General features: G+C 73.0%; 15 protein-coding genes and 2 pseudogenes. 4 read left to right on the top strand and 13 right to left on the bottom strand.

Annotated elements, in window-relative coordinates; translation table 11 throughout:
• Window positions 1-79: 79 nt before the first annotated feature.
• From ACQPW6_RS22110 to bldG, 4 genes are all read right to left on the bottom strand, one after another.
• Window positions 80-661 carry a small secreted protein gene (locus ACQPW6_RS22110; RefSeq protein ID WP_433891405.1) on the bottom strand — a complete coding sequence of 194 codons (582 nt, stop codon included), beginning with the start codon at window positions 659-661 and terminating at the stop codon, window positions 80-82.
• A 231-nt stretch (window positions 662-892) separates the two neighbouring features.
• Window positions 893-3,304, bottom strand: coding sequence for a sodium-translocating pyrophosphatase (locus ACQPW6_RS22105; protein ID WP_433891404.1), 2,412 nt, complete (start codon window positions 3,302-3,304; stop codon window positions 893-895).
• Between the two features lie 233 nt (window positions 3,305-3,537).
• Complete coding sequence (locus ACQPW6_RS22100) at window positions 3,538-3,951, bottom strand: ATP-binding protein (protein ID WP_433891403.1); 414 nt, start codon at window positions 3,949-3,951, stop codon at window positions 3,538-3,540.
• Between the two features lie 80 nt (window positions 3,952-4,031).
• The gene (gene bldG, locus ACQPW6_RS22095) at window positions 4,032-4,373 is read right to left on the bottom strand and encodes an anti-sigma factor antagonist BldG (protein WP_031520166.1); all 342 of its coding nucleotides are present in this window, start codon (window positions 4,371-4,373) and stop codon (window positions 4,032-4,034) included.
• 160 nt (window positions 4,374-4,533) lie between these two features.
• Between bldG and ACQPW6_RS22090 the strand changes: the two are divergent.
• Together ACQPW6_RS22090 and ACQPW6_RS22085 are read left to right on the top strand one after the other, a co-directional pair.
• Window positions 4,534-7,326 (top strand): annotated as a pseudogene (locus ACQPW6_RS22090) (DEAD/DEAH box helicase); the annotation flags it as partial.
• A 925-nt stretch (window positions 7,327-8,251) separates the two neighbouring features.
• The gene (locus tag ACQPW6_RS22085) at window positions 8,252-8,419 is read left to right on the top strand and encodes a hypothetical protein (RefSeq protein ID WP_433891402.1); all 168 of its coding nucleotides are present in this window, start codon (window positions 8,252-8,254) and stop codon (window positions 8,417-8,419) included.
• Here ACQPW6_RS22085 and ACQPW6_RS22080 read toward each other — a convergent pair.
• From ACQPW6_RS22080 to ssd, 7 genes and pseudogenes are all read right to left on the bottom strand, one after another.
• Window positions 8,338-8,580 (bottom strand): annotated as a pseudogene (locus tag ACQPW6_RS22080) (Rv3654c family TadE-like protein); the annotation flags it as partial. The gene ACQPW6_RS22085 and the pseudogene ACQPW6_RS22080 sit on opposite strands and share 82 nt — an antisense overlap.
• Window positions 8,577-8,951: a TadE family type IV pilus minor pilin gene (locus ACQPW6_RS22075; RefSeq protein ID WP_433891401.1), complete on the bottom strand. Its 375-nt coding sequence runs from the start codon at window positions 8,949-8,951 to the stop codon at window positions 8,577-8,579. The pseudogene ACQPW6_RS22080 and the gene ACQPW6_RS22075, both read right to left, overlap by 4 nt.
• Entirely contained in the window at window positions 8,938-9,165 is a 228-nt protein-coding gene (locus ACQPW6_RS22070) for a DUF4244 domain-containing protein (RefSeq protein ID WP_433891400.1), read from the bottom strand. Before ACQPW6_RS22070 ends, ACQPW6_RS22075 begins: the two co-directional genes overlap by 14 nt.
• Before the next feature lie 102 nt (window positions 9,166-9,267).
• The gene (locus tag ACQPW6_RS22065) at window positions 9,268-10,026 is read right to left on the bottom strand and encodes a type II secretion system F family protein (protein WP_433891399.1); all 759 of its coding nucleotides are present in this window, start codon (window positions 10,024-10,026) and stop codon (window positions 9,268-9,270) included.
• A 233-nt stretch (window positions 10,027-10,259) separates the two neighbouring features.
• On the bottom strand, window positions 10,260-11,258 hold the full coding sequence (locus ACQPW6_RS22060; protein ID WP_433891398.1) for a type II secretion system F family protein: 999 nt from the start codon (window positions 11,256-11,258) through the stop codon (window positions 10,260-10,262).
• A gap of 580 nt (window positions 11,259-11,838) precedes the next feature.
• The gene (locus ACQPW6_RS22055; RefSeq protein ID WP_433891397.1) at window positions 11,839-12,993 is read right to left on the bottom strand and encodes a TadA family conjugal transfer-associated ATPase; all 1,155 of its coding nucleotides are present in this window, start codon (window positions 12,991-12,993) and stop codon (window positions 11,839-11,841) included.
• Window positions 12,990-14,099, bottom strand: coding sequence for a septum site-determining protein Ssd (ssd, locus tag ACQPW6_RS22050; protein WP_433891396.1), 1,110 nt, complete (start codon window positions 14,097-14,099; stop codon window positions 12,990-12,992). Before ssd ends, ACQPW6_RS22055 begins: the two co-directional genes overlap by 4 nt.
• Window positions 14,100-14,558: 459 nt before the next feature.
• Between ssd and ACQPW6_RS22045 the strand changes: the two genes are divergently transcribed.
• Entirely contained in the window at window positions 14,559-15,407 is an 849-nt protein-coding gene (locus ACQPW6_RS22045) for an HAD family hydrolase (RefSeq protein WP_433891395.1), read from the top strand.
• 345 nt (window positions 15,408-15,752) lie between these two features.
• Here ACQPW6_RS22045 and ACQPW6_RS22040 read toward each other — a convergent pair whose 3' ends face one another.
• Window positions 15,753-16,616, bottom strand: a complete 864-nt coding sequence (locus ACQPW6_RS22040; RefSeq protein ID WP_433891394.1) for an oxidoreductase — start codon at window positions 16,614-16,616, stop codon at window positions 15,753-15,755.
• Window positions 16,617-16,722: 106 nt separating this feature from the next.
• On the opposite strand from ACQPW6_RS22040, the gene ACQPW6_RS22035 reads away from it, so the two are divergent.
• On the top strand, window positions 16,723-17,745 hold the full coding sequence (locus ACQPW6_RS22035; protein WP_433891393.1) for an ATP-binding protein: 1,023 nt from the start codon (window positions 16,723-16,725) through the stop codon (window positions 17,743-17,745).
• On the opposite strand, the gene ACQPW6_RS22030 is transcribed toward ACQPW6_RS22035, so the two are convergent.
• On the bottom strand, window positions 17,726-19,147 hold the full coding sequence (locus tag ACQPW6_RS22030; protein WP_433891392.1) for a hypothetical protein: 1,422 nt from the start codon (window positions 19,145-19,147) through the stop codon (window positions 17,726-17,728). The two genes, ACQPW6_RS22035 and ACQPW6_RS22030, sit on opposite strands and share 20 nt — an antisense overlap.
• Window positions 19,148-19,382 lie beyond the last annotated feature (235 nt).

Genomic DNA, 19,382 nt, shown 5'->3' with positions numbered 1-19,382 from the left:
ACCGGGCCGGTGTCCAGGACGGACCGGGCCGGTGTCCAGGACGGACCGGGCCGGTGTCCAGGACGGACCGGGCCGGTGTCTAGGACGGTGACGGCGAGGCGGAGCCGGACGGGGCGGTGGCCTGGCAGCCGGGCTGCTTGGCGAGCGCCTTGCCCATGTCGCCCTCGCGCAGCGTGTTGAGCGAGGTCTCCGCGCCGGTGACGGTCTTCGCCAGCGCGTCCGAGACGCCCTTGAGGCTCTGCGCGAACTTGGTCTGGCTGCTGGTGTCGAGCGCGTCCGCCTTCGTCTTGAGCGCCGCGTACTGGCTGGAGAGGTTGTTGAACGCCGACACCGCGTTCTGCTGGAACTTCGCGCCGTCGTCGCCCGGCGCGGGACCCGCCTTGGTGAAGATCGAGGCGAGCGACTCGTACGCGTCGGAGATCGACTGGAACGCGGCGGAGTCCGCCGCCTTCAGGTCCGCCGGCTTGCCCCCGCTGTCCACCTTGGAGATCTGCGCGTTCGCGTCGTTGATCTTCTTGGTCTGGGCACCGACCTGGTCGCAGACGCCCTTGGCCCAGTCGTCCTGCTTCTTGCCCGTGCTGTCGCCGCCGCACGCCGACAGGGCAAGCAGCAGGGCCGCGGCACCGCACAGGGCGGCCGTGGACTTCTTGTTCGCCTTCACCGAATGGGTTCCTTCCGTGGCCTCACGGCCCCGGAACTTACACGGGGGAAGGGTGGCAACCGCGAATCGCCGGGGTTCTTTGTCAATATTCGTCCAACAATGGAGCCGTTCGCAGCAAGGCGGCGGACGACCGGTCAGTTCCGGTCGTCCGCCGCCTGTCTGATGGTGCGACAACTCAGTCGGGGTCAGGTTGGTGCCGGGCTGACGCCCGGATCGGCGTCAGGCTCGGTGTCAGGCGATCACCGAGGGGTCGTTCTCGGTGCGGACCGGTCCGTCGCCGGCCCGCGCGTCGCCGCCGCCCTCACCGTCGTCGTCCTGATCCATCGTGATGCCGCGCCGCTTGGAGATGTAGACCGCCACCACGATGATCACGATGGACAGCGCGGCGACCGTGATCCGCACCGCCGCGTTGGCGTCCACGCCGTAGCTGAACTTCACCACCGCCGGTGCGATCAGCAGCGCCACCAGGTTCATCACCTTCAGCAGCGGGTTGATCGCCGGGCCCGCGGTGTCCTTGAACGGGTCGCCGACCGTGTCGCCGATGACGGTGGCGGCGTGCGCCTCGCTTCCCTTGCCGCCGTGGTTGCCGTCCTCGACCAGCTTCTTGGCGTTGTCCCAGGCGCCGCCGGAGTTCGCCAGGAACACCGCCATCAGGGTGCCCGCGCCGATCGCGCCCGCCAGATACGAGGCGAGCGAGCCGACGCCGAGCGAGAAGCCGACCGCTACCGGCGCCAGCACGGCGAGCAGTCCCGGGGTGGCCAGCTCGCGCAGTGCGTCCCTGGTGCAGATGTCCACCACCCGCCCGTACTCGGGCAGTTCGGTGCCGCCCATGATCCCGGGGTGCTCGCGGAACTGCCTGCGCACCTCGTAGACCACCGAGCCCGCCGAGCGGGACACCGCGTTGATCGCCAGACCGGAGAAGAGGAAGACGACCGCCGCGCCGAGCAGCAGCCCGACCAGGTTGTTGGGCTGGGATATGTCGAGCGAGAGCCAGCGGGCGTCGGACGCGGCGGGATGCGCCTTGTCCACCGCCGTGTCGATGGCCTCCTTGAACGAGCCGAACAGGGCGGTGGCCGCCAGCACCGCGGTGGCGATGGCGATGCCCTTGGTGATCGCCTTGGTGGTGTTGCCGACCGCGTCGAGGTCGGTGAGCACCTGGGCGCCCTCGCCGTGCACGTCGCCGGACATCTCCGCGATGCCCTGCGCGTTGTCGGACACCGGTCCGAAGGTGTCCATGGCGACGATGACGCCGACCGTGGTCAGCAGGCCGGTGCCGGCCAGCGCGACCGCGAAGAGCGCCAGCCACACCGAGGTGCCGCCGAGCAGGAACGCCCCGTAGACGGACAGGCCGATCAGCACCGCGGAGTAGACCGCCGACTCCAGGCCGAGCGAGATGCCGGACAGGATGACGGTGGCCGGGCCGGTCAGCGAGGTCTTGCCGATGTCCCGGACCGGACGCCGGCTGGTCTCGGTGAAGTAGCCGGTGAGCTGCTGGATCAGCGCGGCCAGCACGATGCCGATGGCGACCGCGACCAGGGCGAAGACCCGGGGGTCGCCGGAGTGGCCTGATATGTCGGTGCCGACGCCCTTGAGGTCGGCGTAGGAGGACGGCAGGTAGGTGTAGCAGGCGATGGCGACGCCCACCAGCGAGATCACCGCGGAGATGAAGAAGCCGCGGGTGATGGCCGTCATCCCGCCGCGGTCGTTGCGGCGGGGGGCCACCGCGAAGATGCCGACCATTGCCGTCAGCACCCCGATCGCCGGGATGAGCAGCGGGAACGCCAGGCCGGAGTCGCCGAACGTCACCTTGCCGAGGATCAGCGCGGCCACCAGGGTGACGGCGTACGACTCGAAGAGGTCGGCCGCCATTCCGGCGCAGTCGCCGACGTTGTCGCCCACGTTGTCCGCGATGGTGGCGGCGTTGCGCGGGTCGTCCTCGGGGATGCCCTGCTCGACCTTGCCGACCAGGTCGGCGCCGACGTCGGCGGCCTTGGTGAAGATGCCGCCGCCGACCCTCATGAACATCGCGAGCAGGGCCGCGCCGAAGCCGAAGCCCTCGAGCACCTTGGGCGCGTCGGCCTTGTAGGTCAGGACCACGGCGCACGCGCCGAGCAGTCCGAGGCCCACCGTGAACATGCCGACCACGCCGCCGGTCCTGAAGGCGATCTTCATCGCCTTGTGCGAGACGGTGGTCAGGTCGGCGGGCGGCTCACCCTCCGCCGGGGTGGCCTCCCTGGCCGCGGCGGCGACCCGTACGTTGCTGCGGACCGCCAGCCACATGCCCACGTAGCCGGTCACGGCCGAGAACACCGCGCCGACCAGGAAGAACACCGACCGGCCGATCCGCTGCGACGTACTGTCCGCCGGAAGCAGCATGAGCAGGAAGAACGCCGCCACGGCGAAGATCCCGAGAGTACGGAACTGCCGTGCGAGGTAGGCGTTGGCACCTTCCTGCACGGCAGCGGCGATCTTCTTCATGCTGTCGGACCCTTCGTCCGACGCGAGCACTTGACGTACCAAGACCGCGGCGAGCGCCAGAGCGGCCAGTGCGACCACCGCGATGATCCATACGAGGAGGCGGTTTCCGTCGGTGAGTACCGGCGCCGCCGCGATCGCGTGAGGGGTAGTGGATAGCCCCGCCATTCGTCCTCCTTGACGTTTGGCGCATGGGCGTGCGGCTCCTACGGCTCGACAAGCCGCGACGCTCAGGCGAGCTGAGCAAGATGGACGGATTGTAGGGAGCCGCAGATGATCGCAAAAGGGTGCCGGTAGGGAATTCCCCGCACAGGAGAGGGCCCGGCCGGGCATGACAGGGTCATGTCGGGTCGGGCCGGGAGCCTCGGAGAGGGCTCGGTTCAGCGGGTTCTTGAGGCGGACTAGACCGACGCGGTCGGCCAGCTCATCCGGATCACACCGCCGCTCTCACCCTCGATGACCTCGACGTCGTCCACCAGGCCGCTGATGACGGCGAGGCCCATCTCGCCCTCGTCGTCGGCGGCGTCGTCGCTGCCGGAGTCGGGGGAGGAGCCGGTCGCGTTGCCCGGCACCTCGTCGGCCACCTCGATGGAGAACTTCTTCTCCTCCTCGGTGAGCATCACCCGTACCGGCTCTTCCACGCCGTTGCTGCGGTGCAGCCCGACAGCCCGGCTGCACGCCTCGCCCACCGCGAGCCGGACCTCGTCGAGAGCCGCCTCGTCCACACCTGCCCGGCGCGCCACCGCGGCGGCCACGAGCCGTGCGGTGCGCACATGCTCGGGCTGGGCGCTGAAGAGCAGTTCTACGGTGGGCATGGCCTCCCCCTCGGTCTTCTGGGTGGGCATCACAGGGGCCCGGACGGCGACCCGTCCGGTACCCCTCTCGGGCGACATCGTCAGTCGGTCGCCGCGACAGCCTCGTCAACCGAGGTGTGGATGGGGAACACCTTGGTCAGACCGGTGATTCGGAAAATCTTGAGAATGCGCTCCTGGTTGCACACCAGACGCAGCGATCCCTCATGCGCGCGCACCCGCTTGAGCCCGCCGACGAGCACACCGAGTCCGGTGGAGTCGAGGAAGTCCACTCCCTCCATGTCCACGACCAGGTGATAACTCCCGTCGTTCACGAGCTCCACAAGCTGTTCCCGCAGCTTGGGTGCGGTGTACACATCAATCTCGCCGCCGACTTCGACGATCGTGCGATCGCCGACGGTTCGGGTCGACAGGGACAGGTCCACGGATCCTCCAGCACCTTGCATCGACGCGGCGCCCCCCTGGGGCCTCCCACCTGAAGGTAGGGGACGGAACGGCGCCGCGATGGCATTCAATCACTTCGCAGCGGGCCAGCACGACGCCTTACCGCGTTTGTCCGGCACGCCGGTGACACACTGAGTGCCGATGGCCCAGGATCAACTTCCGCAGTCGGCGCACAGGCGCCCTTCCCCCGGCGCCGCTTTGGAGCGGCTCGCCGCGGGGGCGGATCGAGCCGCACGCATCACCCATACGGAGCACCTGCCCCCGCGGGTCGGCAGCCATGCATCCTGGCCGGAAGGCATCCGGCCCGAGGTGGTGGCGGCGATCCGAGCCGCCGGAATCGACCGTCCGTGGGCGCATCAGGCGCTGGCGGCCACCCTGGCCTGCGCCGGCCGGTCGGTGGTCGTGTCCACGGGGACGGCGTCGGGCAAGTCGCTGGGGTATCTGGCGCCGGTGCTCAGTGCTCTGCTGGACGGGGCGGACGGGGTCGCTCCGGCGCGCGGGGCGGCTTCCGGGGTCGCTCCGGCGGGCGTGTCCGCTCGGGCGGAGGTGTCCGCTCCGGCGGACGGCGGCGGCGCGGCGGCCGGGGCGAGCGCCGGTGGCGGGTCGGAATCGGAGTTGAGTTCGAGTGCAAGCCCGGATGCGGGGTCCGGGGCGGGTGAGGGGGTTGGTGCGGCTGGGGTGCCGGAGGCGGGAACGGGCGCTGGCCCGCGGGCCGGGGCGCGGGCGCGGGGCGGCCGGGTGTCGGCTGCCGCGTCGGGGGCTTCCGGCTCGGCGTCGGCGTCGGCCTCGGCCTCCGCCTCGGTTGCCGGGTCCGCCTCGGGGGGCGGCCGCGGTTCGGCTGGTGGCGCTGCTCCGGGCGCCGGCCCGGCTTCCGGGGCCGGGCGGCGGCGGGCGGGCGGCGTCGGGGGCCGGGGCGCGGGCGGGCAGGGCGCGACGGCGCTCTACCTGGCGCCCACCAAGGCGCTCGCCGCCGACCAGCGCCGCGCCGTGACCGCGCTCGCCGCGCCGCTCGGCACCGCGATCCGCACGGCCGTCTACGACGGCGACACCCCGTTCGACGAACGCGAGTGGGTCCGCCAGTACGCCACCTACGTGCTGACCAACCCCGACATGCTGCACCGCGGCATCCTGCCCGGCCACGCCCGCTGGGCCTCCTTCCTGCGCAACCTGCGCTACGTCGTCATCGACGAGTGCCACACCTACCGCGGTGTCTTCGGCTCGCACGTCGCCCAGGTGCTGCGCCGGCTGCGGCGGGTGTGCGCCCGCTACGGCGCCGAGCCGGTCTTCCTGCTCGCCTCCGCCACCTCCGCCGACCCAGGCCAGGCCGCCTCCCGCCTCACCGGTGTCCCCGTCGCCGAGGTCACCGAGGACACCTCGCCGCGCGGCGAACTCGCCTTCGCCCTGTGGGAGCCGCCGCTCACCCAGCTCTCCGGCGAGCACGGCGCCCCGGTCCGCCGCACCGCCACCGCCGAGACCGCGGAACTCCTCACCGACCTGGTCCTCCAGGGCGTGCGGACCGTCGCCTTCGTACGCTCCCGGCGCGGCGCCGAGCTGGTCGCGCTGATCGCCCAGGAGCGGCTGGCCGAGATCGACGCCTCGCTGCCCGCCCGGGTCGCCGCCTACCGCGGCGGCTACCTGCCCGAGGAGCGCCGGGCACTGGAACGCGACCTGCACTCCGGCCGCCTGCTGGGCCTCGCCTCCACCTCCGCGCTCGAACTCGGCGTCGACATCTCCGGCCTCGACGCCGTCCTGCTGGCCGGCTACCCGGGCACCCGCGCCTCGCTCTGGCAGCAGGCCGGCCGGGCCGGGCGGTCCGGGCAGGGCGCGCTCGCGGTCATGGTCGGCCGCGACGACCCGCTCGACACGTACCTCGTCCACCACCCGGAGGCGATCTTCGAGCAGCCGGTCGAGTCCACCGTCCTCGACCCGGACAACCCGTACGTCCTCGCCCCGCACCTGTGCGCCGCGGCGGCCGAGCTGCCGCTCACCGAGGACGACTTCGCGCTGTTCGGCCCGGAGTCCGCCGCGCTGGTGCCGCAGCTGGAGCAGCGCGGGCTGCTCAGGCGGCGGGCGGCCGGCTGGTTCTGGACCCGGCGGGAGCGGGCCGCCGACCTCACCGACATCCGCGGCGAGGGCGGCAAGCCGGTGCAGGTCGTCGAGGACGGCACCGGGCGGCTGCTCGGCACGGTGGACGCGTCCTCCGCGCACACCACCGTGCACGACGGCGCCGTGCACCTCCACCAGGGCCGCACCTACCTGGTCAGGCAGCTCGACCTGGAGGACGGCGTCGCGCTGGTCGAGCGCGCCGACCCGCCGTACTCCACGATGGCCCGCGACACCACCTCGATCCGGATACTCGCCGACGAGCTGGACGAGCCGTGGGGCGAGGCGCGGATCCACTTCGGGTCGGTCGAGGTCACCCATCAGGTGGTCTCCTACCTGCGCCGCCGGCTGATCACCGGCGAGGTGCTCGGCGAGACCAAGCTCGACCTCCCGCCGCGCACCCTGCGCACCCGGGCGGTCTGGTGGACCGTCACCGACGACCAGCTCGACGCCGCCGGCATCCACCCCGAGGAGCTCCCGGGCGCCCTGCACGCCGCGGAACACGCCTCGATCGGCCTCCTCCCGCTCTTCGCCACCTGCGACCGCTGGGACATCGGCGGCGTCTCCGTCCCGCTGCACGCCGACACCGGCCTCCCCACCGTCTTCGTCTACGACGGCCACCCCGGCGGCGCCGGCTTCGCCGAACGCGCCTTCCACACCGCCCGCACCTGGCTCACCGCCACCCGCGAAGCCATCGCCGCCTGCGAGTGCGACTTCGGCTGCCCCTCCTGCGTCCAGTCCCCCAAATGCGGCAACGGCAACGACCCCCTGAACAAACCCGCCTCCCTCCGCCTCCTCACCTCCCTCCTCACTCCAGCCCCCCCGCCCCCAAAGCGACCCCGCCCGCCGAGGCAGCGCAAGGCCGTGTCGCCCAGGGCGGACGGGGTACCCGGAAGCGCGGCCCGGACGCGAGCCGGGGCCCAGCAGGCGGCCGCCGCGGCGACGCCGGAGCCGCACGGCGACGGGGCACCGGACAAGCGGGGCCGGACGCGAGCCGGGTCCCAACACGCGGGCGGGGCGGCCGGAACGCCGGAGGCCGGCGATGCCCCGGCGCCGAAGGCCGACGGCGTACCCGGAAGCCGAAGCCGAGCCCGAACCGGGGCAGCGAAGGTCAGCGCCGGCGAGGCACCGAAGGCCGACGACGCACCCGCGAACCGGGGCCGAGCGCGAACCGAAGCGCAGCACCCGGGCAGCCAGGCGACTCCGGAGACGCCCAGCGACGACGTACCCGCACGCCGGGGCGGCGATGCCCGGGCCCCGAAGGCTGACGGCGTGCCCGGAAGCCGAAGCCGGGCACGAGCCGGAGCACAACATCCCGGCCGGACGGAGGCGCCCAAGACCGACGGCGCACCCACAAGCCGGGGCCGAGCGCGAGCCGAGGCGCAGCACACGGGCAGCCAGGCGACGCCCGAGCCGGACGGCCACGCCGTAACCGCACGCCGGGGCCGGAGGCGAACCGAAGCGCAGCGCACGGGCGGCGAGGCGACGCCGGAGCCGCCCAGCGACGACGCGCCCGGCGACCGTGGCAGCGGGGACGAGGGCGGCACCGCTGCCTCCCGCCGCCGGTCGGGGGCCGGGGCTGCCGATGGTGGCGTACCCGGCAACCGGAGCGGCGAGGGCGAGAGCGGCAAGGCGCTCTCCCGTCGCCGCTCGGGGGCCAGATCCACCGGGGCTGCCGGGGCTGACGTCGAGGCCAAAGCTGCCGAGGGGGACGGCAGCACGACCCGGAACCCCGGCGGGGCTGCCGGGCGGCGGGGTGAGCGGGAGTGAGGGGCCGGCGCGGGACCTCACCCGTGCTCGGCCCACCGCGGCCACCACGTCGGCGATCTCGCCGGTCACCGCACAGCTGACCAGCCGGGCGCCCTGCGCGGCGGCGACCTGGGCGGCCAGCTCGCAGCCCGCCCCGGGACCGTCCAGCGCGTGATCGGCTGCCGCCAGCGCCGCCAGGTCGGCGGCGCCACCCGCCTGGTGCCTGGCCAGCACCGCGCGCTGCATGAGGAGTGCCGCTGTGAAGACGGCGAGCAGCACCACGACGAGCCCGAGCGACCAGACCGTGGCCGACCCCCGGTCATCGCGCCGCCTCACGGCTCCCCACCGCCGCCCACGCTGTCCTCGGCGAGGGCGACGGCCCGCGCGGTCAGCGTCATCGGCAGGTGCGGCGCCGGGGCCGAGACGGACACCGTCACCAGGTCCCCGGTGCGCCGCACGCTCACCCGGGCGCCCGGCGGCGCGGCCTGCTTCGCCGCCTTCTGCACGTCGGCGGGCGTCTCGGACCGTGCCGCCTCCCGGGCGCCCGCCCGGGCCGCGTCCACGCACTGGATCTGCGCGGCCCCCGCGCCCAGCCCGGCGATCAGCACGGCGGCGAGCACCACCAGCGCGGGGATCACGACGGCCGCCTCCGCCGTGACGTACCCGCGCTCGCCGCCCGGCGGCCCGGCCCGCTCAGAACGGCGCATGGAGTGCCTTCTCGATCACCGCGGTCATCGCCGAGCGCACCGCCGCGCTCGTCACGATCTTGTAGAGCACCGCCGCGAAGCCGCACGCCGCGATCGTTCCCACGGCGTATTCCGCGGTGCTCATGCCCGCATCGGCCACCGCACGGCACCTGCGGACCCGGCGGCCCAACTTGTCCGCCGCGTTCTTCCAGCCTGTCGTCGCTCGCTTCATCATCGATTCCCCCTGGGAACTCGGGTGTCGGGTCGTCATTGCGTTGTCGATCGGTTTGCCGGGGCCCGGCGCGAGGCTGGCCCCTTGGGTGGAAGTGCGCGCCGCTCAGCGGGAGCCGAGGACCGTGCCGGCCAGGCCCATCACCACCGGGGCGACCCCGACCAGCAGGAACGCCGGCAGGAAGCACACCCCAAGCGGCGCCGTCGCCAGCACGGCGGCCCGCCTGGCCCGGGCGAGGGCCGAACGGGCGTGCTCCGCCCGGTAGTCGGCCGCCAGCCGGGACATCTCCGCGACCGGCGCGCTCCCCGTGGTCGAGGCCCGGGCCAGGCAACGGCCCATCTCGCGGGCCGCGGGCAGCCGGCCGAACCGGTGCCAGCACTCCACGGGGTCGCCGCCGAGCCGCAGTTCGGCCTGGGCCCGTATCAGCGCGGCGCCGAGCGGGCCGTCCAGACAGCGCCCCACGGCGCCCGCCGCCTCACCGGGGGTGGCGCCGGCCGCGAGGCACGCGGCCATCAGGTCGGCGCAGAGGGGGACTTGGGCCGGGTCGCCGGCCTGATCCACCGCGGAGGCGTCAGCGTCCGTCTGCCGCCTTCTGAGCCACACCCTGGTCCCCAGAGCCGCGGCCACGCCTGCGGGCGCTCTCAGGGCGCCCCCCGCCAGCAGCACGGCCCCCAGCCCGGCCGCGATCACCGGCCCCCACTCCCCCAGCAGCTCCCGCGCCCGCCGCACCCCATCCGCGTGCCCCCGCCCCTGCCGCACCTCGCCCAACGCGCCGCGCAACCGGCTGACCCCCACCCGCTCCCGCCGCACCTGGCCTACGACCGCCAGCAAAACCCCACCGAGCGCGAGCACCCCAACCGTCATCCCCAGCCTGTGGAAACCCCCACCTCCACCAACCGCCACCCCCAGCCCGCCACTGACCCGCGCCCAACCGAACTCCCCGCCGGCGTTCGGCGCCGTCCGCCCGTACCCCGCAAAGCCATTGCGGGAGGCATCGCGCAGCCGTCCTGCTCGTGGACGCCGACCAGCCCACCGCCGAGTACCGGGCCGGGGGCCCGGAGCGCCACCCCGGGTCGCTCCGCCGATCTGCCGGGCCCTCATGACTGCCCCCGACCCGGTCGGCCCGAGGCCACCGTCTTGCGTTGGGCCGCAGCGGTCTGCCGGTTGGTGGCGGTGGGGGCTGAGCCCTGGGCGCCCCGGATGATGCGGGATGTCCAGACGAGTCCCGCCCATTCCAGGGCGCAGCCTGCTGCCAGGCAGGCCAGGCCCAGCGGGGTGTGCAGTAGGACGTGCGCGGGTGCGGCGCCCAAGCCTGTGCCGAGCACCACCCCGAATGCCGGGAGCAGCGCGAGCAGGACGGCGGTGGAACGTGGGCCCGCCAACTGGGCCCGTAGGTCGTCGCGTTGGTCGGCTTCGGCGCGCAGGGCCGCGGCGACCCGGTCGAGGGCGGCGGCCAGGCCCGCGCCGCCGTCCACGGCGACCTGCCAGCAGGCGGACACCGCGGCGAGCCCGTGGGTGCCCGGTAGCAGCCGGGACGCCTCGTGCAGCGCGTGCGGGACGTCGCCGCCGAACCTCGCGGCCGAGAGCAGCAGTCTTGCCGGTTCTGCCAGGTCAGGGGAGTCCGGCCAGCCGGCCGTTCCGACCGCCTCGGCCAGTGCCGCGTGCGGTGGCCGGCCGGCCCGCAGATCACCGGCGATCGTGCCGCACAGTGCGCTGACCGCGTCCGATCGCCGCTCGGCGGCGGCCAGTTCGGCCCGCCTCCGTACCGCGCGGCCGACCAAGGGCACGGCGGCGGCGCCCGCGAGAACCGGAACCGGTGACCGGGTCAGCACCGCCAACACCACCCCGACCGGCAGGCACAGCGCCTCGCGGCCCGACCAGCGCCGGAGCGGCCGGGGCAGCAGCTTCGCCCACCCCACCGGCAGCCCGCGCCGCAGCGCCTGCCGCCACCGGTCCACCGCGCCGCCGCCGCTCGCCGGTTCCTTCCAGCCGCCGACCCGCAGATCCCGCGCCCGCCGCCGCTGGTCGTCCCGTTGCAGAGCCGCCCACGCCGCCAACGCCGCGCAGAGCATCGCACCCCAGACCAGAGCCGTCATGACGCTCCCCCGCCATCCACGTCCACCCGGCCGTCGACAAGGCCGGCGCCGTCCAAGCAGCCCGCTTGCCGCGGCCGTTGAACACCGGCCACGAGGGCGGCTGCGGCACCCTGCACGCCAAGAGCACCGCCACCAGCGCCGTGCCCCGCCAACCACCGTGGCCGCGCCCCGCGTTCACCGGCCCAGCTGACCCACCGAGGAACCACCGACCCCGCTCCGGCCTCCGCGCGAACAGCGCCGGGCCCCGCCAACCGCCGTTGCCACAGCCCGCGTTCACCCGCCCGACCGACACACCGAGGAACCACCCGCCTCGCACCCGCCACCGCGCAAACAGCGCCGGGATCCGTCAACCACGGCTGCCACGAGCTGCGCTCACCCGCCGGAATCCTCGCAACTCGCGCGAAGGCAGCCGCCTGGACAAGGCGCCGGAAAGCCGCCGACTCCACACCGCTGACCGGGCAATCAACCTTCGGCCCTCCCACGCCACCCGGACCCCCGTCCACCCGGGACCCGCCCCCCGCGCCAGCGGCACCTCGCCCACCCGCACGCATCCGCGCGGCCAAAGCACCGCCCTGCCCCCTCATGCCGCACCTGCCGTGCACAGCTGGTCCAACCGCTGCCACCCCGGGCCCCGTTCGTGGCCGCCCCGCGGGTCGCGGACGATCGCGGGGGACGTGCTGACCAGGCCCTCGGAGGTTCGGCGCAGGACGTGGATCTCGGAGAGCCGGCGGCGGCCCATCGGATCGCGGGTCAGGTGGATGATCACGGAGAGCGCGGCGGACAGTTGGCTGTGGAGGGCCGCGCGGTCCAGGCCCGCGGTGGAGCCCAGGGCTTCGAGGCGGGCGGGGACGTCGGCGGCGGCGTTCGCGTGGACGGTGCCGCAGCCGCCCTCGTGGCCGGTGTTCAACGCGCCCAGCAGATCGGCGACTTCGGCGCCGCGGGCCTCGCCGACGACCAGGCGGTCGGGGCGCATGCGCAGGGCCTGCCTGACCAGATCGCGCAAGGTGACCTCGCCGGCGCCCTCCTGGTTGGCGGGGCGGGTTTCCAGGCGGACCACGTGCGGGTGGTCCGGGCGCAGTTCGGCGGAGTCCTCTGCCAGTACGATCCTCACCGCGGGGTCCACCAGGCCGAGCAGGCAGCTCAGCAGTGTCGTCTTGCCGGTACCGGTGCCACCGCTGATCATGAACGACAACCGGGCGTCCAGGACGGCCCGCAGCAGCCGGGCGGTCTCGGTGTCCAGCGTGCCGGCGGCGGTCAACTCGGCGAGCGTGAAGGCCCGGGCCCGCACGACCCGCAGCGACAGGCACGGCGAGCCGACGACGACCGGCGGCAGGACGGCGTGCAGCCTGGTGCCGTCGGGGAGCCGGGCGTCGACCCAGGGGCGGGCGTCGTCCAGCCGGCGGCCCGCGGTGGTGGCGAGCCGCTGGGCGAGCCTGCGGACGGCCGCGGTGTCGGCGAAGCGGATCTCGCTGCGCTCCAGGCCGGCGCCCCGGTCGATCCACACCTCGTCGGGCGCGTTGACCAGGATGTCGGTGACGGCCGGGTCGGCGAGCAGTGGTTCCAGCGGTCCGGCTCCGACGAGTTCGGAGCGCAACGCGGCCACCACGCCCAGCACTTCGCTGTCGCCGAGCAGCCGGCCCTGGGCGCGCAGCGCCGCCGCCACTCGCGCGGGGGTGGGTTCGCCGCCGTGTTCGGCCAGCCGCAGCCGTACCGCGTCCAGCAGTTCGGCGCTCATACCGTCACGCTCCCGCCGCCGGCCAGGGCGTGGCCGAGGAAGGCGGTGCAGAAGCGGGCCAGCGGTCCGCGGCCGGAGGAGCCCGGTGGTGCCCCGCCGGACAGGGCCTCGGCGAGGGCCGGTTCGGGCGGCAGCTCGCCGGCCAGCGGCAGTCCGATCATCCGGGCGATCTCGCGGTCGTCGAGGCCGGAGGCGAACGGGCCGCGGGCCACGATCCGCAGGTCCTTGAGGACCATGCTGACCGCCGCGGCGACCCGGGTGGCCGCGGCGATCGCCCGCAACTCGGCCGGTACGACGAGCAGTCCGACGTCGATCTGGGCCAGCGTCTCGGCCACCGGCTCGTCCACCCGCCGGGGCAGGTCGACCACCACCACTCCGCCGCGCCGCCGGGCGGCGCCGAGCACGGAGCGCATGGCCTGCGGCGGGATGAGTACCGAGTCGCCGCGGTCCCAGCTCAGGACGCTCAGGTTCTCCAGCCGGGGCAGGGATTCCTCCAGGGCGCCGCTGTTGACCCGGCCGCGCGAATCGGCGAGATCGGGCCAGCGCAGCCCGCCGGTGCGTTCGGCGCCGAGCAGGATGTCCAGGCCGCCGCCGAGCGGATCGCCGTCGATGAGCATGGTGCGCCGGCCGGTCCGGGCCGCGGTGACGGCGAGCGCGCAGGCCAGGGTGCTGGCGCCGGCGCCGCCGCGGCCGCCCACCACCCCTACGGTCAGGGCGGGTTCGCCGGCGCCTTCGGCGATGTCGGCGATCCGGTCGACCAGCCAGTTCTCCGCGTCGGGCAGGACGAGGACGTGGTCGGCGCCGATGCCGACCGCCTTGCGCCAGACCTCGGAGTCGTCCAGATCCCGGCCGATCAGCAGTACGCCCTTACGGCGGGCGGCCCCGCGTACCCGGTCCACCGCCTCGACACCGACCAGGACCAGCGGGGCGCCGTCCCAACTCGGGGCGCGCGGTGGCGCGCCGAAGACGACCTCGGGCTCCGTTCCCGCCGCCGCGCACAGGCGCAGCAGATCGTCCAGCAGTCCTTCGTCTTCGGTGACAATCAGCGGTCCGCCGGGCCGTTCAGCCGTGGCCGACTGCCGGTCGGGTGTCATGGATCGAACCATTTCTCTTCCCCCGTCGCTTGTGTTGCGAGCTGAGATGCGAGCGCGGTGTGCTTCGCCTGCGATCAGCTTGGGGCGAGAAGTGGAATTGAGATGATCTTGGTCGGAATCTGTGGACAACTCGGCGATTGTGGATAACTTCGCCACCCACACGGGTGAGTTCGCCGATCCGCGAAACGATTACGGACCGTCACACGTCGTACGGATCAACGACCACCGACGAGTTGAGGAGAGCACGATGACCAAGAAGGCCGAGCGCCGGACCGACCCGGGCAAGTACGCCGAAAACGGGTCTGGACATGCGACGACCCCCGCCGGGGGGGAGAGCGGGGGTCGTCCCCACGATCTGACTCGGGGGGGGGAGGAGCCAGACCGGGTTAGCACGGTCGCGAACGATCCGTGACTTCCATGGTGTACCCGATGGCCTTCTCAAGCAAACCCACGCGCCGGACCTTACGCCGAATGGTGGTTGCCTATGCTCGACCCGTGGAAAACCACCTGCCACCGCGCACCGCGGCGTTCTTCGATCTCGACAAGACCGTGATCGCCAAGTCCAGCACGCTCGCCTTCGGGCGCTCCTTCTACCAGGGCGGCCTCATCAACAGGCGTGCGGTATTGCGTACCGCATATGCCCAGTTCGTGTACCTGGTCGGCGGCGCAGATCACGACCAGATGGAAGGCATGCGCAAATACCTCTCCGAACTGTGCCGAGGCTGGAATGTCCAGCAGGTACGGGAGATCGTCGCGGAGACGCTGCATGACCTGATCGACCCCATCATCTACGACGAGGCTGCCTCGCTGATCGAGGATCACCACGCGGCCGGCCGTGACGTCGTGATCGTCAGCGCCTCCGGATCCGAGGTGGTCGAACCGATCGGCGAGATGCTCGGCGCCGATCACGTCGTGGCCACGCTGATGGTGGTCAAGGACGGCGCGTACAACGGCGAGATCGAGCACTACGTCTACGGTCCGGCGAAAGCAGAAGCCATCACCCGGTTGGCGGAGTCGGAGGGCTACGACCTGGAACGGTCGTTCGCCTACAGCGATTCGGTGACCGACATCCCCATGCTGGAGTCGGTCGGCCACCCCTACGCGGTGAATCCGGACCGCGCGCTGCGCCGGGAGGCAGTGGCGCGCGAGTGGCCGGTGCTCACCTTCAGCCGGCCGGTGCGGCTGAACCAGCGGATCCCCTCGCTGTCGATGCCGCCGCGCCCGGTGCTCGCCGCCGCCGCGGTGGGTGCGGCGGCCGTCACCGCGGGGCTGGTCGTCTGGCTCTCGTCCCGGCGCCGAGGATCGATCGCTATGTCCTGATTTGACCGAAAAGTAAAGATGTCCATCAAGGGGTTCCGCTGCGGCCCGGTCAGCGGTAGAAAGGTTGTAGCGGCCCGCGAGACCACGGAGTTCCGAGAGGAAGACCGCAGTTCACAGCAGACGGCCCACGGACCGAGCATGAAAATCGGGCACCCACGCGCAGCCGACCCGCTAACCGGGCCAGCCGCACCAGGCACCGGGCAGAGATCCCGGCCTGATCGGCTAAATTCGTGCACGCACTGGTAACCCGGTGGACATGCCCGCGGCGGCACCCCCGGTGCCGCCGCAACACTTTTCCGGGGCAGTCCCCCGACCTCCACACCAAGCAGGCCCGGTCACCGGCCGTCAGGCAGCGCCCCGTTGCAGCGCCTCGCAGACGGCGACGCTCTCCCGTACCCCCAGCTCAAGCGCCCGTCCGCAGTGCCCGATCCACTCGGCCATGCCCTCCGGCGTACCGGAGGCATAGCCCTCAAGCGCCTTGAGATATCCGGCCCGGCCCAGCTCCGCGTGGCCGACCTCCGCCGGGCAGATGGACTTGGGGTCGAGGCCGGAGCCGACCAGCACGATCCGCTCCGCCGCCCGCGCGACGGGGCCGTTGAAGGAGCCGAAGGGCCGCAGGCAGAGCAGTTCGCCGTGCACGACCGCGGCGGCCACCAGCGCGGGCGCCCGCGTTCCGCCGCGCAGCAGCTCGGCCAGGCCGTCCAGCCGGGCGGTGACCTCGGCTGGCTCGGGGAGCGGTATCTCGGCGATGCCGATCAGCGGCTCGTCCAGCGGCTCACCTGCCAGCCGCGGGCGCCCCACCGTGGCCTCGGCCACCGTGTCGCCCGCCGCCACCAGGTGCAGCCGGGCCAGCGCCTGCACCGGCGACTGCCGCCATACGCCCAGCAGTTGGCCGGCCTCGGCGGTCAGCCGCAGCGCCGCGCCAACGGTGACGGCCTGCTCGTCGGCCGAGTAGTCACCGCGCCTGCGGACCTCCTCCAGCGGCCAGTCGGCGCCCGCGAGCGCCGCGGAGCCGCGGGCCCCGCGCAGCGCCGCCTCGGACGTCACCTCGTTCGAGCGGCGGCGCATCACGCGGTGCCCGTAGACCCCGTCCACGGCCCGCCGTACGGAGTCGACCGCCTCGGGTACGCCCGGCAGCGCGCCGAGCACGGCCAGCGGGTCCGCCTGCCCGGGCCCGGAGGCGGGGGTTGGATCAGCGTTCGTAGCCATGCCCACGACCCTACGCACACCGCACGGCGGCGACGTTCCCCGAACGAGTGGCCTTCCCCACTCCCGACTCTCATTCTCCGTAGTCGTGCGACTACTCTTGGCGAATATGAAGATCGCTTTCGTCGGAAAGGGCGGCAGCGGCAAGACGACGCTGTCCTCCCTGTTCATCCGCCATCTCGCCGCCTCGCAGGCCCCGGTCCTCGCGATCGACGCCGACATCAACCAGCACCTCGGCCCGGCGCTCGGCCTGCCCGAGGACGAGGCCGCGGCACTGCCCGCGCTCGGCGCCCACCTGCCGGAGATCAAGGAGTACCTGCGCGGCGCGAACCCGCTGATCCGCTCGGCCGAGACGATGATCAAGACCACCCCGCCCGGCCGCGGCTCGCGGCTGCTGCGGCTGGCCGAGGACAATCCCGTCTACGCCGCCTGCGCCCGGCCCGTCGCGCTCGACCACGGCGATGTGCGGCTGATGGTGACCGGCCCGTTCAACGAGTCCGATCTCGGGGTCGCCTGCTACCACTCCAAGGTCGGCGCGGTCGAGCTGTGCCTGAACCACCTGGTGGACGGCCAGCACGAGTACCTGGTGGTGGACATGACCGCGGGCAGCGACTCGTTCGCCTCCGGGATGTTCACCCGGTTCGACATGACGTTCCTGGTCGCCGAGCCCACCCGCAAGGGCGTCGCCGTCTACCGGCAGTACAAGGAGTACGCCCGCGACTTCGGCGTCAACCTGGCGGTGATCGGGAACAAGGTGCAGGGCGAGGACGACGTCGCCTTCCTGCGCGCCGAGGTGGGCGACGACCTGCTGGTGACGGTCGGCCACTCGGACTGGGTGCGGTCGATGGAGAAGGGCAGACCGCCGCACTTCGACCTGCTGGAGGAGCCCAACCGCCGCTCGCTGCACGCCATGCGGGAGCGCGCCGACGCCGCCTACGCCCGCCGGGACTGGAAGCGCTACACCCGGCAGATGGTGGAGTTCCACATCAAGAACGCGCAGAGCTGGGGAAACGAGAAGACGGGCGCCGACCTGGTGGCCCAGATCGACCCCGCCTTCGTACTCGGCGAGTCCGGCGTACCGAGCGAGCCGAGCCTGTCCCCGCAGGGTACGGCTAGCGCGTTTCCGGGCTGATCCGGTCGGCGGGCGCGGCGGCACTCGTCCCCGCACCCACACCCGCACCCGCACCTGAGCCGGCGCCCGCGCCCGGTGCGCCCGCCGCGGTCGGCGTGCCGCCGAGGAAGGTGGTCCAGCCCGCCTTCGGGGCCTGCCCGACATCGAGCGTGCGCAGGTGCTCCAGCACCTTCGGGTCCTGGACGTCCATCCAGTCCGCGAGCTGCTTGAAGGACACGCAGCGCACGCCCGGCCGCCCGCAGACCTCCTTGATGGTGTCCTCGACGGCCTTCATGTACACGCCGCCGTTCCACGACTCGAAGTGGTCGCCGACGAAGAGCGGTGCGCGGTTGCCCCGGTAGGCGCGGTCGAACGCGGCGGCCAGGCCGTCGTGCATCTGCTTGCCCCACGCGGCCCGCTTGGCGGGGTCGCCCTGGGTGGTGACGGACTGGTTGGCCAGGAAGTTGTAGTCCATGGACAGCGTCTCGAAGGCGCGGCCGGGCACCGGGATGTCCTGCAGCGGGAAGTCCCAGACACCGTCGATCTTCGACGGCCAGACCTGCCGGCCGCCGACCGAGCTCGCGTCGTAGCGGAAGCCCGCCGCCTTCGCGGCCGGGATCAGGTTGTGCTGGCCCTCCAGGCAGGGCGCGCGCCCGCCGACCAGCTCCTTGCCGTAGTCGAACGGCAGCGGGGCGAGCGAGGTCAGGCCCGAGTTGGTCTTCCAGTTCTTCACGAAGCCCTCGGCCTGCTGGATCTCGCTGGTCCACTCGCTGCTCGACCAGGTGCCGACGCCGCCGTTCGGGCCGCAGAAGTGCCCGTTGAAGTGGGTGCCGATCTCGCTGCCGTCCTGCCAGGCCAGCCGCAGTTCGCGCAGGGTGTCAGTGATCCCGGCCCGGTCGTTGAAGCCGATGTCGGAGGCACCTCGGGAGTGTTCGGGCGGCGCGTAGGTCTCCTTGCGGTCGCCGGGCAGCATGTACACGCCGCTGAGGAAGTACGTCATCGTCGCGTTGTAGCGCTCGCCCACCTCGCGGAAGTGCGAGAAGAGCTTCTGGCTGTCCTCGCCGGCGCCGTCCCAGGAGAAGACGACGAACTGCGGCGGCTGCTCGCCGGGCGCGAGCCGGTGGAAGACGGGCTGGTTCGGCTGCGGGCCGGTGTCGGCGGTCGAGCCGTCGCCGATCAGCCGCACCGCCTGCGGGGCGGCCTGCTGCGGCCGGGCCGCCGCGCCCGGACGGCCCGCGGCCTGCCGCCCGGCGTTGCCGGATTCGGCCCGGCCGGCACCGGCGTGACCGGTGCCGGCGTGACCTGTATCCGCGTGGCCCGTACCGGCATGGCCCGCCCCGGTGTGGCCGGACGAGCAGGCCGCGGCGCCGAGGGCCAGCGCGGCGGCGGCGAGCAGCGCCGGAGCCTTGCGCAGGGAGTGCATACATACCTCGCATCGCAGAGGAACAGGAGATTTGACCAGAAAGTGACACAGTGACCCGCCGTAGCCGAATCGACCGGCCAGTTCATCTGTCAATTCACTCGATAGCCGTAAATAACCTCCCAATCAGTCCTCTGGACTTCACTCTCCGCAGTCGATTGATTACTCTCCATTTACTGCCACTTGGAAGTAGCGATTGCTGACGCAGCGCTACCTCTCCCGCCGCCCACCGAAGGAG

Source organism: Streptomyces sp. CA-111067, from assembly GCF_050956065.1.
Classification (GTDB): Bacteria; Actinomycetota; Actinomycetes; order Streptomycetales; family Streptomycetaceae; genus Actinacidiphila.
This window is presented reverse-complemented; position numbering and strand designations above follow the sequence as displayed.

Coding starts and splice junctions, on each gene's coding strand:
- ACQPW6_RS22105 (WP_433891404.1), bottom strand. CDS start 3,304: ATGGCGGGGCTATCCACTACCCCTCACGCGATCGCGGCGGCGCCGGTA.
- ACQPW6_RS22100 (WP_433891403.1), bottom strand. CDS start 3,951: ATGCCCACCGTAGAACTGCTCTTCAGCGCCCAGCCCGAGCATGTGCGC.
- ACQPW6_RS22075 (WP_433891401.1), bottom strand. CDS start 8,951: ATGCGCCGTTCTGAGCGGGCCGGGCCGCCGGGCGGCGAGCGCGGGTAC.
- ACQPW6_RS22070 (WP_433891400.1), bottom strand. CDS start 9,165: ATGATGAAGCGAGCGACGACAGGCTGGAAGAACGCGGCGGACAAGTTG.
- ACQPW6_RS22065 (WP_433891399.1), bottom strand. CDS start 10,026: ATGACGGTTGGGGTGCTCGCGCTCGGTGGGGTTTTGCTGGCGGTCGTA.
- ACQPW6_RS22060 (WP_433891398.1), bottom strand. CDS start 11,258: ATGACGGCTCTGGTCTGGGGTGCGATGCTCTGCGCGGCGTTGGCGGCG.
- ACQPW6_RS22055 (WP_433891397.1), bottom strand. CDS start 12,993: ATGAGCGCCGAACTGCTGGACGCGGTACGGCTGCGGCTGGCCGAACAC.
- ssd (WP_433891396.1), bottom strand. CDS start 14,099: ATGGTTCGATCCATGACACCCGACCGGCAGTCGGCCACGGCTGAACGG.
- ACQPW6_RS22045 (WP_433891395.1), top strand. CDS start 14,559: ATGGTGGTTGCCTATGCTCGACCCGTGGAAAACCACCTGCCACCGCGC.
- ACQPW6_RS22040 (WP_433891394.1), bottom strand. CDS start 16,616: ATGGCTACGAACGCTGATCCAACCCCCGCCTCCGGGCCCGGGCAGGCG.
- ACQPW6_RS22035 (WP_433891393.1), top strand. CDS start 16,723: ATGAAGATCGCTTTCGTCGGAAAGGGCGGCAGCGGCAAGACGACGCTG.
- ACQPW6_RS22030 (WP_433891392.1), bottom strand. CDS start 19,147: ATGCACTCCCTGCGCAAGGCTCCGGCGCTGCTCGCCGCCGCCGCGCTG.